General features: G+C 57.9%; 13 protein-coding genes. All 13 read left to right on the top strand.

What is annotated here, in order from left to right:
• Positions 1-317 precede the first annotated feature (317 nt).
• The 13 genes from L977_RS16190 (at position 318) to dsbG (ending at position 14,861) form a co-directional block, all read left to right on the top strand.
• A complete protein-coding gene (locus L977_RS16190) occupies positions 318-1,529 on the top strand; it encodes a diguanylate phosphodiesterase (RefSeq protein WP_023330455.1) in 1,212 nt (403 codons plus the stop codon).
• A gap of 89 nt (positions 1,530-1,618) precedes the next feature.
• Positions 1,619-2,509, top strand: a complete 891-nt coding sequence (locus L977_RS16185) for an aminoimidazole riboside kinase (protein ID WP_047027020.1) — start codon at positions 1,619-1,621, stop codon at positions 2,507-2,509.
• A 173-nt stretch (positions 2,510-2,682) separates the two neighbouring features.
• Positions 2,683-4,200, top strand: coding sequence for a carbohydrate porin (locus L977_RS16180; protein ID WP_023338338.1), 1,518 nt, complete (start codon positions 2,683-2,685; stop codon positions 4,198-4,200).
• A gap of 67 nt (positions 4,201-4,267) precedes the next feature.
• The gene (locus L977_RS16175) at positions 4,268-5,638 is read left to right on the top strand and encodes a sucrose-specific PTS transporter subunit IIBC (RefSeq protein ID WP_014883886.1); all 1,371 of its coding nucleotides are present in this window, start codon (positions 4,268-4,270) and stop codon (positions 5,636-5,638) included.
• A complete protein-coding gene (locus L977_RS16170) occupies positions 5,638-7,044 on the top strand; it encodes a sucrose-6-phosphate hydrolase (protein ID WP_047626214.1) in 1,407 nt (468 codons plus the stop codon). Before L977_RS16175 ends, L977_RS16170 begins: the two co-directional genes overlap by 1 nt.
• A 28-nt stretch (positions 7,045-7,072) precedes the next feature.
• Entirely contained in the window at positions 7,073-8,089 is a 1,017-nt protein-coding gene (locus L977_RS16165) for a LacI family DNA-binding transcriptional regulator (protein WP_014883884.1), read from the top strand.
• 89 nt (positions 8,090-8,178) lie between these two features.
• Positions 8,179-9,729, top strand: a complete 1,551-nt coding sequence (locus tag L977_RS16160; RefSeq protein WP_023330453.1) for a methyl-accepting chemotaxis protein — start codon at positions 8,179-8,181, stop codon at positions 9,727-9,729.
• A gap of 198 nt (positions 9,730-9,927) precedes the next feature.
• Entirely contained in the window at positions 9,928-10,347 is a 420-nt protein-coding gene (locus L977_RS16155; RefSeq protein WP_047626212.1) for a hypothetical protein, read from the top strand.
• 5 nt (positions 10,348-10,352) lie between these two features.
• Positions 10,353-10,913, top strand: a complete 561-nt coding sequence (locus L977_RS16150) for an RNA polymerase sigma factor (RefSeq protein WP_081987747.1) — start codon at positions 10,353-10,355, stop codon at positions 10,911-10,913.
• A gap of 87 nt (positions 10,914-11,000) precedes the next feature.
• Positions 11,001-11,369, top strand: coding sequence for a hypothetical protein (locus L977_RS16145; RefSeq protein ID WP_014883880.1), 369 nt, complete (start codon positions 11,001-11,003; stop codon positions 11,367-11,369).
• A gap of 48 nt (positions 11,370-11,417) precedes the next feature.
• Entirely contained in the window at positions 11,418-13,442 is a 2,025-nt protein-coding gene (locus tag L977_RS16140; protein ID WP_047626209.1) for a protein-disulfide reductase DsbD family protein, read from the top strand.
• Positions 13,443-13,449: 7 nt separating this feature from the next.
• Positions 13,450-14,061 carry a DsbA family protein gene (locus L977_RS16135; RefSeq protein WP_045282121.1) on the top strand — a complete coding sequence of 204 codons (612 nt, stop codon included), beginning with the start codon at positions 13,450-13,452 and terminating at the stop codon, positions 14,059-14,061.
• Between the two features lie 41 nt (positions 14,062-14,102).
• Positions 14,103-14,861, top strand: coding sequence for a thiol:disulfide interchange protein DsbG (gene dsbG / locus L977_RS16130; RefSeq protein WP_014883877.1), 759 nt, complete (start codon positions 14,103-14,105; stop codon positions 14,859-14,861).
• Positions 14,862-14,896: the final 35 nt, after the last annotated feature.

Here is a 14,896-nt window from a genome sequence, read left to right as displayed (position 1 = left end):
GTTGCCACGATCGCCGGGAGGGTGTGAAGTCTTTGTTAGGGGATGGTGTAGAACAGTAGGGGCAGAAACTGCCTTACGATTACTGGCAGTTTAATTTTTCTATCCCGTCAACCTGCCGGCACTGGTTAGTCTCTATATCTGGCAAAATAACTGACTCCGAGCTTTCGTTAAGTTACGTTGCCTAAAGCCAGGTAACTTTAACGAACAATCATTTTCGATATCCAAACACACCTCTTGTGGCGTGAATATGTTAGGTCGCAATGATTAAGTATGTTAAATAATACCTTCAAGGCACCTCTCTCATCGGAACCCGTTTTGTGCTGACGACTCTCATTTACCGAAGCCAGTTGAATTTATCCCACCCGTCAACCGAACTCCGGGAGGTGGTGGAGCGCGCCAGACGCCGTAACGCGAAGCTGAATATAACCGGTGTGCTCCTCTCTAAAGGGGATGACGTTCTGCAAATTCTTGAAGGTTCCGAAGAGGGCGTGGTCAGGCTGTTCAATAAAATCCGTGATGACAAGCGGCACAGCGGAGTGGTTGAACTGATGCGGGATTATGGCCCGCGCAGACGATTCGAAAACGTCGGGATGCTGCTGTTCGATCTGCAGACGCAGTCGCCGAAAGAGGTGCTGCAATCGGTGCTGCGTTACAGCAAACTCGACAGTTACCTGGCCTCCGATGACCGCGTATTCAAATTTATTCAGACGTTTATTACAGATAAGCGTCCGAACCCGTCGGGTGGACGTTACGATCCGGCAAAGTGGGCGCTCGAACCCGAAACCTTACCCTTTGGCGAGTCTCTGGGCCTGATTGCCGCGCAAACCTGTCAATTTGCGCTTCAACCGATTGTTGAGCCTTCGGAAGGCAAGATCAGCTCCCTTGAAGCCCTTATCCGCAGCAATGACGGCGGCAGTCCGGACCAGTTCTTCCGCGCCCTTGACCCGGACACCCTCTATCAGGTCGATCTCCAGACGAAAGCCTATGCCTTTGCGCTGGCGGAAAAGCTGGGGATTGGCAGCCACAAAATTGCGGTCAACCTGTTGCCGATGTCGCTGGTGAATGTCCCTGGCGCAGTGGAATTTCTGGTCGGTGAGATTAAAAAACACGGGCTTCAGCCAGAGCAGGTGGTGCTGGAAATCACTGAAAACGAGATGATATCCGGACTGAATCAGTTCAACAGCGCCATTAAACAACTTCGCGGTGAGGGGGTTGGCATGGCGATTGATGATTTTGGTTCCGGCTATGCCGGTCTCTCTCTGCTGACGCGCTTCCAGCCGGATAAAATTAAGATTGACCGGGAGATTATCAGCGATATTCACCTGAGCGGTCCGAAACAGGCGATTGTACGGTCGATTATTAGCTGCTGCTCCGATCTCGAAATCACCCTGGTGGCGGAAGGTATCGAGAAAATAGAGGAGTGGTGCTGGCTCGAATCTGCCGGGATCCGCCGCTTCCAGGGCTTCCTGTTTGCCCGCCCGCTGCTTAACGGCGTCGGTGATATTCACTGGCCGCACCTGGTGCGTTAAGGCAATTTTCCACTCGCGTTATTTCCCCGTCGTCCTGCCTGTGCTTAAATAGCTAAAACGGTTTAACATGGTTTAGCTTCGAGGTTCACATGGAAAAAATCTGGGTACTGGGTGATGCGGTGGTGGATCTGCTGCCTGATGGAGAAGGGAGATTACTGCAATGTCCGGGTGGCGCCCCGGCAAACGTTGCGGTCGGTATTGCCCGCCTGGGGGGGCGTAGCGCGTTTATCGGCAGAGTTGGAGACGATCCTTTCGGGCGCTTTATGGCTCACACACTGGCTGACGAGCGGGTCGATGTGCAGTGGATGCGCCTTGACCCGGCACACCGCACCTCAACGGTGGTGGTCGATCTCGACGAACAGGGCGAACGTTCGTTTACTTTTATGGTGCGCCCGAGCGCCGATCTGTTTCTGGAACCTGGCGATCTGCCGACGTTCAGCCAGGGTGAATGGCTGCACGTCTGCTCCATCGCGCTAAGCGCTGAACCCAGCCGCAGTGCGGCCTTTCAGGCGATGGATGCCATCAGGAAGGCGGGCGGTTACGTCAGTTTTGACCCCAATATACGCCCAGATCTCTGGCCGGATGAAACCGCACTTCGTCGCAGCCTTGAAGAGGCGCTGCAACGTGCTGATGTGGTGAAACTCTCCGTCGAGGAACTGGCATTTTTAACCGGCGAGGAGCAGGTGCACGCCGGTCTGGCTGCACTCATGCGCCGCTGTCCGGCGCGGCGGGTGCTCGTCACGCAAGGTAAAGAGGGCGTTATTGCCTGGCATGAAGGCACCGTGAACCACTATCCGGCAACCCCGGTTAAGTGTGTCGATACCACCGGCGCGGGGGATGCCTTCGTCGCCGGACTGCTCTACGGGCTGGCCGCCGGTCTTGAACTGGTTCCCGCCATCACCTTAGCCCAGCGCTGCGGCGCGCTAGCCACCACTGCGAAAGGGGCGATGACCGCCTTGCCCTGGCAGCACGACCTTTAATTTCTCCCTTTACAGGCCGTCGGTCGACGGCCTGAATTGTCGCCCCGATCACACTTACTAAAACGGTTTAGCAAAAAAGATTGCCGATCCAAAATTCACCAGTTTAGTATCAGCAACCTAAACCGGTTTAGCAATTTAGCACGTTTAATGACTTCTTTGAGGGATGCGACAAAATGTATAAAAAACGCAGACTTGCCGTGATGATAGGCATGCTGGCCGGAAGTACCTCTGTTTTTGCCCAAACGGATATGACAAGTATCGAAGCGCGGCTTGCCGCAATGGAACAACGCCTTCAGGACGCAGAGACGCGCGCGCAGAGGGCGGAGAAACGCGCCACGGAAGCAGAACAAAAAACGCAGCAGCTCGTTGCCGCGCAGCAGCAGACGCAGTCGACAACCCAGGCGGTGGCGCAGCGCACCACTGCGCTGGAGAAGAAAGCGGATCAAAGCAGCGGGTTTGAGTTCCACGGCTACGCTCGTTCCGGCCTGCTGATGAATGACGCGGCCTCCAGCAGCAAAAGCGGTCCTTATCTGACCCCAGCCGGCGAAACCGGTGGTGCGGTAGGGCGTCTGGGTAATGAAGCCGACACCTACGTTGAGCTGAACCTGGAGCACAAACAGACCCTGGATAACGGGGCGACGACGCGCTTTAAAGCGATGCTGGCCGACGGCCAGAGAACCTATAACGACTGGTCAGCTGATACCAGCGATCTCAATATTCGTCAGGCCTTTGCGGAGCTGGGCAATCTCCCTGATTTCACCGGCGCGCTGAAGGGCAGTACATTCTGGGCAGGTAAACGCTTCGACCGCGATAACTTTGATATTCACTGGCTGGATTCCGACGTGGTGTTCCTGGCCGGTACCGGTGGTGGCGTCTACGACGTGAAATGGAACGATTCGCTGCGCAGTAACTTCTCCCTCTATGGCCGCAACTTCGGCAGCGTGGAGCAGACCGACAATAACGTTCAGAACTATATCCTCAGCATGAACCACTTCGCCGGACCTCTCCAGCTGATGGTGAGCGGCCTGCGGGCTAAAGATAATGACGATCGTAAAGACGCGAACGGCGATCTCATCAAAACGGATGCCGCTAACACGGGCGTTCATGCCCTGGTGGGCTTGCACAACGAGAGCTTCTACGGCCTGCGGGAAGGCACGGCCAAAACCGCGCTGCTGTATGGTCACGGGCTGGGGGCGGAAGTGAAAAGCATCGGCTCCGATGGCGCACTGCTGTCCGAGGCGGATACCTGGCGCTTTGCAAGTTACGGTGTCACGCCAATTGGCGGTGGCTGGAGCGTTGCGCCTGCCGTTCTGGCGCAGAGCAGTAAAGATCGCTACGTCAAAGGCGACAGCTATGAGTGGGTCACGCTCAACACCCGCCTGATTAAAGAGGTGACCCAGAATTTCGCGCTGGCGTTTGAGGGAAGCTATCAGTATATGGACTTAAACCCGGAAGGTTATAAAGACCGAAACGCCGTCAACGGCAGTTTCTACAAGCTGACCTTTGCTCCGACGTTAAAAGCGAGCAAAATCGGCGATTTCTTCAGCCGCCCGGAGCTTCGCCTGTTCGCCACCTGGATGGACTGGAGCAGCAAACTGGATAATTACGCCAGCGATGATGCCTTTGGCAGCAGCGGTTTCAACGCCGGCGGGGAATGGAACTTTGGGGTCCAGATGGAAACCTGGTTTTAACCCATCACGCTCCCGCCTGGCGGGGGCGTTTCGCACATCATAAAAAAGAAGTCAGGCAGAGGTATCTATGGATTTTAATCAAATCGCCCGCGAGCTTATTCCGCTGCTGGGTGGCAAGGAAAATATCGCCAGCGCGGCGCACTGCGCAACGCGTCTTCGTCTGGTGCTGGTTGATGACGCGCTGGCCGATCAACAGGCGATCGGCAAGGTCGACGGCGTTAAAGGCTGTTTCCGTAACGCCGGGCAGATGCAGGTGATTTTTGGTACGGGCGTGGTGAATAAAGTCTACGCCGCGTTTATTCAGGCGGCGGGGATTAGCGAGTCCAGCAAGTCTGAGGCGGCGGACCTGGCGGCGCGCAAGCTGAACCCGTTCCAGCGCATAGCGCGTCTGCTCTCCAATATCTTTGTGCCGATCATTCCTGCGATTGTGGCGTCCGGCCTGCTGATGGGTCTGCTCGGCATGGTGAAAACCTACGGCTGGGTCAATGCGGACAACGCTATCTATATCATGCTGGACATGTGCAGTTCGGCGGCGTTTATCATTCTGCCGATCCTGATCGGCTTTACCGCCGCGCGGGAGTTTGGCGGTAACCCGTACCTGGGCGCGACGCTGGGCGGCATCCTGACCCATCCGGCGCTGACTAACGCCTGGGGCGTGGCGTCCGGTTTCCACACCATGAACTTCTTCGGCCTGGAGATCGCGATGATTGGCTACCAGGGCACGGTATTTCCGGTGCTGCTGGCCGTCTGGTTTATGAGCATCGTGGAGAAAAACCTGCGCCGCGTGATTCCGGATGCGCTGGACCTGATCCTGACGCCGTTCCTCACCGTTGTGATCTCTGGCTTTATCGCCTTGCTGATTATTGGTCCGGCGGGACGCGCCTTAGGGGATGGTATCTCCTTTATCCTGAGCACGCTTATCGCCCACGCGGGCTGGCTGGCCGGGCTGCTGTTTGGCGGACTGTATTCGGTGATTGTGATCACCGGTATTCACCACAGCTTCCACGCGATTGAAGCGGGGCTGCTGGGCAACCCGTCGATTGGCGTAAACTTCCTGCTGCCGATCTGGGCCATGGCGAACGTGGCGCAGGGCGGAGCCTGTCTGGCGGTGTGGTTCAAAACCAACGATGCCAAAATCAAAGCCATTACGTTACCGTCGGCGTTCTCTGCGATGCTGGGCATCACCGAGGCGGCTATTTTTGGTATCAACCTGCGTTTCGTTAAGCCGTTTATTGCCGCGTTGATTGGTGGCGCGGTGGGGGGCGCCTGGGTGGTCTCTGTGCATGTCTACATGACTGCCGTCGGGTTAACCGCCATCCCGGGTATGGCCATCGTGCAGGCCAGCTCGCTGCTCAACTATATTATCGGCATGGTAATTGCCTTCGGCGTGGCGTTTACCGTCTCGCTGCTGCTGAAATATAAAACGGACTCTGAATAATGACGTTACCTTCCCGCTGGCCTGCGATTCTGCAGGCCGTTATGAAAGGGCAGCCGCGCGCGCAGGCTGACAGCCATTATCCGCAATGGCACGCCGCGCCGGTGACGGGGCTGATGAACGATCCCAACGGGTTTATCTGGTTTGCCGGTCGCTACCATCTGTTCTATCAGTGGAATCCGCTGGACTGTGAGCATCGTTATAAATGCTGGGGGCACTGGAGTTCTGCGGACCTGGTCCACTGGCAGCATGAGCCGCTGGCGCTGATGCCCGACGAAGAGTATGACCGCAACGGCTGCTACTCCGGTAGCGCCGTGGATAACCAGGGCGTGCTGACGCTGTGCTATACCGGCAACGTGAAGTTCGATGACGGCAGCCGTACCGCCTGGCAGTGCCTGGCCGAGGAACAGCCGGACGGCACCTTTAAAAAGCAGGGGCCGGTGCTGGCGCTGCCGGAGGGCTACACCGGTCACGTGCGTGACCCGAAAGTGTGGCAACACGACGGGCTGTGGTACATGGTGCTGGGCGCGCAGGATCTGCAAAAGCGCGGCAAAGTGCTGCTGTTTAAATCCGCTGATTTACATGCCTGGGCTTCCTGCGGTGAAATCGCTGGTCACGGGGTCAACGGCCTGAAGGACGCAGGTTATATGTGGGAGTGCCCGGATCTGTTCGCGCTCGACGGTACGCACGTGTTGATTTGCTGTCCGCAGGGGCTGGCGCGCGAGCCGTATCGCTATCTCAACACCTATCCGGCCGCCTGGATGAGTGGGGCGTTTAGCTATGAACGCGGCACGTTTGCGCACGGCGAGCTGCACGAGCTTGACGCGGGCTTTGAGTTTTACGCCCCGCAAACGACGCTGGCGGAAGATGGACGACGCATTCTGATTGGCTGGATGGGCGTACCGGACGGGGAAGAGATGCTTCAGCCGACGCGGTCGCACGGCTGGATGCACCAGATGACCTGCCCGCGCGAATTGCAGTATCGCGACGGCAAGCTCTGGCAGACTCCGGTGCGTGAGCTGGCGGCGCTGCGTGAAGAGGAGCAGCACTGGCAGGGACGTGCCAGCGATGCGCCCGTTCTGGATGCCGCGCGACTGGAGTTTGAGTTAAGCGCCTCGCAGGTGAACGTCGATTTTGCGGGCGCGCTGCGCCTCACGGTTGATGAGCAGGGCGTGCGGCTGGAACGCGCGAGCCTGAAAACTGGTGAGACGTTGACCCGCTATTGGCAGGGGGACGTCCACCATTTACGCGTCCTGTGCGACCGCTCCAGCGTTGAAATTTTCATCAATCATGGCGAAGGGGTGATGAGCAGCCGCTATTTTCCTGACCATCCTGCCTGGGTGCGCTTCGAAGGTGCGTCCGATATCACATTACGCTACTGGTCGCTGCGCGCCTGCATGATAGAATGAGGGTTTTGGCAGCCGGATCTAAGTCGTTGTGAGAAAAACAAAACGCGTCACCATTAAAGACATCGCGGAGCTGGCGGGTGTGTCAAAAGCCACCGCCAGCCTGGTCCTGAACGGGCGCAGCAAAGAGCTTCGCGTGGCGGAAGAGACGCGTGAACGCGTGCTGGCGATTGCGAAAGAGCACCACTATCAGCCCAGCATTCACGCCCGGTCACTACGCGATAACCGTAGCCACACCATTGGTCTGGTGGTGCCGGAGATCACCAACTACGGCTTTGCCGTCTTTTCTCACGAGCTGGAAACGCTGTGCCGCGAGGCGGGTGTCCAGCTGCTGATCTCCTGTAGCGATGAAAATCCGGGGCAGGAGACGGTGGTCGTCAATAACATGGTGGCGCGTCAGGTCGACGGACTGATTGTCGCCTCCAGCATGCTTAATGATGCGGACTACCTGAAACTCAGCGAGCAGCTGCCCGTGGTGCTTTTTGATCGCCATATGAACGACAGCACGTTGCCGCTGGTGATCACCGATTCCATCACCCCAACGACGGAACTGGTGGCGGATATTGCCCGCCAGCATCCGGATGAATTCTATTTTCTGGGCGGACAGCCGCGCCTTTCTCCGACGCGCGACCGTCTGGAAGGGTTTAAGCAAGGTCTGCGAGCGGCCGGTGTGGAATTGCGCCCCGAGTGGATCATTCACGGCAACTACCACCCGAGCTCCGGCTACGAAATGTTCGCCGAACTCTGCGCCCGTCTGGGACGCCCACCGAAAGCCCTGTTCACCGCCGCCTGCGGGCTGCTGGAAGGGGTACTGCGCTATATGGGTCAACATAACCTGATGCAAAGTGATATCAGATTAGCCAGCTTTGACGATCACTATCTCTACGATTCGCTGACGATCCCGGTGGATACCATTCGCCAGGACAATCGCCAGCTGGCGTGGCATTGCTTTGATCTGATTGGCAAATTGATCGAAGGGGAGACGCCGCAGCCGTTGCAGCGCAAGCTCAATGCCACCCTGCAGCGGCGCTATAAGTCAGCGGTATAGCCTCGTTCGATACATCAATAACTTTAATTAATTTAAGTTTTGGATGCGCCGATAACCATAAGGAATAATTCTCCTTGAGGTATTGGTTTATGTCGTTGAAAAAGTCATCCCTGATTGTCCTGTTCTCACTGCTTTTGTTCTTTGTGGTCAGCACCGTCACCAGCGTTGGCCTCATCATTAAAAGTAATAATTCCCTGGATAACGTCAACAAAGAGATCCAGGTTGTGCTGTCGATTATTGACCCCATCAACCATAGCCGTACGCTGCGCGTTCGCGTGATGGAGTATGTGAAGATGGTGGAAGCGGGCAACTCGGCAGACGGGGCGGCGAAGCTTGCCGCCGTGAAAGAGGCGCTGACCAAAGCGGACCACGCCTTTGCGGCCTTTATGGCTTCGCCGCGACTCACGGATGAAGCGCCGCTGGTGAGTGCCTATCAGGATGCCTGGCAAAACTACCGTAACCAGGGGCTGGCGCCGCTGATCGATGCCGCTGAGGCACACGATGTTGCTAAATTTAACGCGCTAATCCCGGAAGTTTCCCGCCTCGACCGCCAGTACGAAATCGTTCTCGACCAGGTCCTTTCCGTCCACCAGAAATACGCCAAAAGCCTGAACGAAGACGCGAACAGTAATTTCGTCTCCGGCCTGGTGATGATTGCCGTTATCGCCTGCCTGTTTGTGCTGGTAATTGTTGCCGTCAGCCTCTTCATGAAGCGCTTCGTCTTTGCGCCGGTCAACCTGGCGCGCGAGCACTGCAGCCAGATCGCCGCGGGCAAGCTCGACATTCCGGTGCCGGTGAAGGGGAGTTCGCATAATGAAATCGACCACCTGATGGGCTCGATGGAGCAGATGCGTCAGGCTCTGCTGGCCACTATTGCTCAGGTGCGCGATGCGAGCCACACCGTGACGCACGCGGCGCAGGAGATTGCCTCCGGCAATATCGACCTCGCATCACGTACCGAGCAGCAGGCTTCCGCGTTGACCCAGACGGCGGCAAGCATGGAAGAGCTGAGCGCGACGGTGGCGAACAATACCGATAACGTGTATCAGGCCGGAAAACTGGTGCAGGACGCGGTGCACAATGCCCATACCGGCGAAGCGGTGACCCGCGAGGTGATCGACACGATGAATACCATCGCGGCGAATTCGAAGCGCATCGAAGACATTACCAGCGTGATTAACAGCATTGCCTTCCAGACCAACATTCTGGCGCTGAACGCAGCGGTGGAAGCGGCGCGCGCCGGTACGCAGGGCCGCGGTTTTGCGGTAGTGGCCAGTGAAGTGCGCACCCTCGCGCAGAAAAGCGCGGTGGCGGCCAAAGACATTGAAAGCCTTATTGCGCAGTCGGTTTCCAGCGTGAAAAACGGTGCGGAGCTGGTCAACCGCTCGGGCGAGGTGATTGACTCGATTATTTCATCGGTGAACAAAGTGAATACGCTGATGGAGCAGATCTCCGTGGCTTCGGAAGAGCAGAGCCGTGGGATCAGCCAGGTCGGGCAGGCGGTGACCGAAATGGACGGCGTGACCCAGCAGAACGCCGCGCTGGTGCAGCAGTCCGCTGCGGCGGCTGCCTCGCTGGAAGAGCAGGCGCAGCAGCTTTCACGGAGTATTTCGAGTTTTAGGTTGCCGGTGCAGGCGTAATTCTTTGAATCTGCCGGGTGGCACTGACGCTTACCCGGCCTACGAAATCTGTAGGCCCGTGCAAGCGTTAGCGCCGCCGGGCACTCGCTGCGATTGCGCATCCGTAAAAATTATTTCATTCCCCCCAGCAATATTTCCCTCCCTCATCCGTCTACCTCATCACAAGCCATAATCAGTTACGATAAACGAGGTAACACCATGAGAGATTTTGAACTGCACGGCAGAAGTCACGGGCGCGGATTCGGTCGTCACCGTATGGGCAAGGGCTTAGTCATCGGCGCGGTGATTTTCATCGTGCTCGGCCTGCTGGTGATGTCCCTGTGGAACGCCTTGCTCCCGGCAATCCTTGGCGTGAAAGCCATTGGTTTCTGGCAGGCGCTGGGCATTCTGGTGCTGAGCCGCATTCTGTTTGGCGGGTTAGGTTTCCGTCCAGGAATTTTTGGCGCGCACCGCCGGATGCACGAGCGCTGGATGAACATGACGCCCGAGCAGCGCGAGGCGTTTATTCAGCAGCGACGCGAAGGCTTTGGTCGCCACGGGCGCGGCCACTGCGGCTGGCACGGTCATCGTAACGATAAGCGCGATGACGCTACGCCAAAAGCGCCGGACGCAGAGTGAGCGAGATGAAAGCCGGAGAGGTGGGCGGATCCCTGTTGATGTCGGCGCTCAACGCCTGCCGCGCCCGGCTGAAGGCCTTTATTCGCGGGCGAACATCCGTGCGCGACGACGCCGACGACATTTTGCAGGAAGTGACCTATCAGCTGATGAAGGTGGAGCAGCCGGTCGAAAACGTCGCCGCCTGGCTGTTCCGCGCGGCGCGTAACGAGATGACCGACCGGGCGCGTAAGAAACGCGAGGTGTCGCTCTCCGGCTATTTTACGGATGAAGAGGAGGAGGGCTTCCCGGAGGACGAGCTGGCCGAAACCCTGTTCGGTGTCCCGCAGACGCCGGAAGAGGAGTATCTCAAAACGCTGCTGTGGGAAGAGCTGGGGCAGGCCCTGTCTGAACTGCCGCCGCCGCAGCGCGAGGTGTTTGAAAAGACCGAGCTTCACGGCTACAGCATTAAAATGCTGACAGAGGAGACGGGGGCCAGCGAACAGGCGCTGTTATCCCGCAAGCACAAGGCGGTGCTGTTTCTGCGCACGCGGTTGCGGGATATCTATGATGCCCTGACGGGCGAATAGCGGTCTCAGACAAAACCTTACACTTCCGGTACTTGTAGATTCATCACTATCGTTTATGATCGGGGCGTCTTGTCACTCTGGAATGTTATGCGCAACCGTCAGCTCCTCGGAAAATGGCTTTTGATCGTCACCTGTCTCGCGATGGCGCTTTGCCTCGTGCAGCGTGCGGTCATGCTCAACCATTTTTTACAGGGACTGGAGCCGCAGATCGCCCTGAGTGCAGACGCCCCGTCGCAAAGCAACGCCGGGGAGTCTGGGCCTTCACCCTGTCAGCTAGGCGCGCACTCCCTGCTTTGCGCGCAGCCGCTGTTCTTCGACGGCGCGTTACCGGCCATTATTATCTTCTTCGCGCTGCTGCAGCTGTTTACGCAAGGGCGGGCATTTGCGCCCGTGGAACAGCCCGTTCAGGCACCGCCTCCCCGAATACACCTTAAAAACTGCGTTTTCCGTGAATGAAAATCATCGTCATCACACGATAATTTTTCACTGTTCACGGAGTAAAACATGGTTAACCTCTTCAGGGGATTCGTCTTCCTGTGGCTGTCCTGCATCGGCATTGTCCATGCGGCGGACACAGGCTGGCTGGTCTCCCCACAAAACGATCACGCCCGCATCCGCTTTCAGGCGGAAAGGGAACAAACGCACATTAAAGGCCTGCTCACCGTTGAGCTAAAGCCCGGCTGGAAAACCTACTGGCGGTCGCCGGGCGAGGGTGGCGTCGCGCCAAAAATCACCTGGCCGCAGGGCGTTACGGATAGCTGGTCCTGGCCGGTACCGTCGCGATTCGATATCTCCGGTATGACCACGCAGGGCTATCACGATAAGGTCACGATCCCCATCGTGCTCGACGGCGTGAAGGGCGACACGCTCGACGGCACGCTCACGCTTTCCACGTGCAGTAACGTTTGTCTGCTGACGGACTACCCGCTGCATCTCGATTTTACACAGCCGGTGGATGACGGTTTCCGTCACGCCTTTGACCGCGCGATGCAGGCCGTGCCGGGCACGTCTGGCGTTTCCGCCGATCTGTCCGCCTGGCTCTCTGACGGCAACCTGGTGGTGAAAGGAACGACCGACGGGAAATGGGATAATCCGGGGATCTACTTTGACCCGCTGGAGGGGGATATTCTGCCCGGCGAGCCGGCCATTAAGCACGATGGCAATACGCTTCGGGTCACGGTGCCCGTCACCGACGAATGGGGCGATAAGCCCACGTCGCTGGAAGGCAAGAGGCTGTCGTTTGTGCTGACCAATGGCAGTGACGAACAGCAAACCACGATGACCGTTGGCGCTACGCCCGCCGAGCCTTCCGCCCCAGGCGGGACGGGCAAAATGGTGCTCTTTGCCCTGCTGGGCGGGCTGATCCTCAACCTGATGCCGTGCGTGCTGCCGGTGATGGGAATGAAGCTTAACAGTATTCTGCAGGCGGGTTCGGACAGACGCGTCATCAGGCTGCGCTTCCTGGCAACCAGCGCCGGGATCCTCACCTCCTTTATGCTGCTGGCCGCCATGGTCACCGGGCTGAAGCTGGCCGGGGCGTCCCTGGGCTGGGGCATTCAGTTCCAGAATCCGTGGTTTATCGGGCTGATGGTTACCGTGACCTTCCTCTTTGCGCTGAACCTGTTTGGAACGTTTGAGATGCTGCTGCCTTCTGCCGCTACCGGGCGACTGGCTACGGCAGGCGGGGCGGGGCTTGGCGGCAGTTTCTGCGAAGGGATGTTTGCTACGCTGCTGGCCACGCCGTGCTCCGCACCGTTCCTCGGTACCGCAGTTGCCTTTGCCCTTGGCGCGCCGCTGCACGCCCTGTGGCTCATCTTCCTGATGCTCGGCGTGGGCATGAGCCTGCCGTGGCTGTTTGTCGCCCTGGTGCCCAAAACGGCCATGCTGCTGCCGAAGCCTGGCCGCTGGATGAACACGCTTAAAGCGATCCTGGGCCTGATGATGCTGGCCTCCAGCCTCTGGCTGGCGACGCTGCTGAGCCTGCATCTGGGGGCAATGGTGAGTCAGATCGTGGTGCTGGTGCTGATTGTTGTCGCGCTGGTGCTGTTCACGTTGAAGGGGCAAACCTCCTCGCCGTTGTTCTGGATCGTGGTCATCGCGCTGTCGGCGTTTGGCGGGTATCAGCTGCGCGGGGTGTTTACCTCGCCGCCGGACGCTCCGGCGCAACATATCGCTGAGACCATCCCGTGGCAGCCACTGAGTGAAGACGCCATCCTGCAGGCGCTTTCTCAGGGGAAACGGGTATTTGTGGATATTTCGGCGGACTGGTGTGTGACCTGCAAAGTTAACGAGCATCGGGTCCTGAATCAGCCAGACATCATTGCCGCGCTGAGTCAGCCGGACGTAGTGGCGCTGCGCAGTGACTGGAGCCAGCCGTCCGTCTTTATCGCGGATTTTCTGGCGAAGCGAAACCGCTACGCTATTCCGTTTAATGCGGTATATGGCCCTGGTCTGCCGGAGGGCGAAATCCTCTCGCCGCTGCTGGATAAACGCACCCTGGTCACCACCCTGAACAACGCAAAAGGCTAAACGTATTATGAAAAAATTCCTTATCACGCTGATGCTCCTGCTGGCCTCGGCTCAGGCGATGGCCGCTCAGCCGCTGACGCCAGATCAGGAGCAACGTGCGCAGAAGATGATCGCAGATTTTCTGTTTAACGATCCGAATTCCCCGCGTATCGGCGCGAAAAATCCGAAGCTCACCCTGGTGGTGTTTACCGACTACAACTGCCCGTACTGCAAGAAATTCGACCCCTATCTGGAGAAGATCGTAGAAAAACATCCCGATGTCGCCGTGGTGTTTAAGTTTTTACCTTACCGCTCGGAAAGTTCGCTGACCGCGGCGCGCGATGCGCTCACGCTCTGGCGTCAGGATCCCGGGGAGTTTATGAAACTGAACAATACCCTGATGGCTAAAAAGGGGTACCACGATGACGCCAGCATTCAGGAAGCGCAGAAACGGGCAGGGGTCAGCGTTACCACGCCTGATGAGGAGAGTCTGATGACGATCAAGCGCAGCCTGCTTGTCGCGGAAAAAATGGGCATTCAGGGTACGCCCGCCACGCTGATTGGTGAGGGATTGCTGCCCGGCTGGGTGCCTTTTGAACAGTTCGATGAAATCGTCAGCGACGCGCTGAAAAACCGCTAACCTGAAGGGGGCGTGATGCCCCCGATAAACCGGAGAGGGATATGAAAAAATTACTGTTACTTTCGGCACTGGCGACCTCAGGGCTGGTTCAGGCGGCTGACGCTATACCGGATGTGGTTAAGCACTTCAGCGAGCAGCAGAACATTACAATCATCAAGAAGCTGGATGCTCCCGGCGGCGCGCCGGCCTGGCTGGGGCAATATCAGGACATGGGGGTGACGCTCTTTTTAACCCCGGACGGCAAGCACGTGATTTCGGGCTATCTGTACGATGACAAAGGGAAAAACCTCAGCGAGGGGTATTTCCAGAAAGAGATCTATGCCCCGATGGGACGCGAAATGTGGAAGACGCTCAACGCGGCGCATCCCCTGAAGGAAGGGGCGGATAACGCGCCGCGCAAAGTCTTCGTCTTCGCCGATCCGTTCTGTCCGTACTGCAAGCAGTTCTGGTCAGAGGCGCAGCCGTGGGTCAAGGCGGGCAAGGTCCAGCTGAATACGCTGCTGGTGGCGTTTCTTAACCCTAACAGCGGACGTAACGCTGCCGCGATCCTGAATGCGAAAGATCCGGTCTCGGCCTGGCGCGAATACGAGCTCTCCGGTGGCAAAAAGTTACCGAAACCTGAGGGGGAAGGGTCTCGCGAAACGGTAGCGATCCTGCAGAAACACCAGGCGCTGATGGACAGTCTGGGGGCCAACGCCACCCCGGCCATATACTATATGAACGCGGAAAATGAGCTGCAGCAGGTTGTCGGGATGCCGGACGCGCAGCAGCTTGAAGCGATGTTCGGGCCGAAGCCGTAAAGAACGCAGGCAGAAACAGGACGTTTCTGCCCGGT

This window comes from Enterobacter sp. ZOR0014, from assembly GCF_000798855.1.
Lineage (GTDB): Bacteria > Pseudomonadota > Gammaproteobacteria > Enterobacterales > Enterobacteriaceae > Enterobacter > Enterobacter kobei.
Note: the sequence above shows the minus strand (reverse complement) of the source record. Positions and strands in the feature narration are given on the sequence as shown.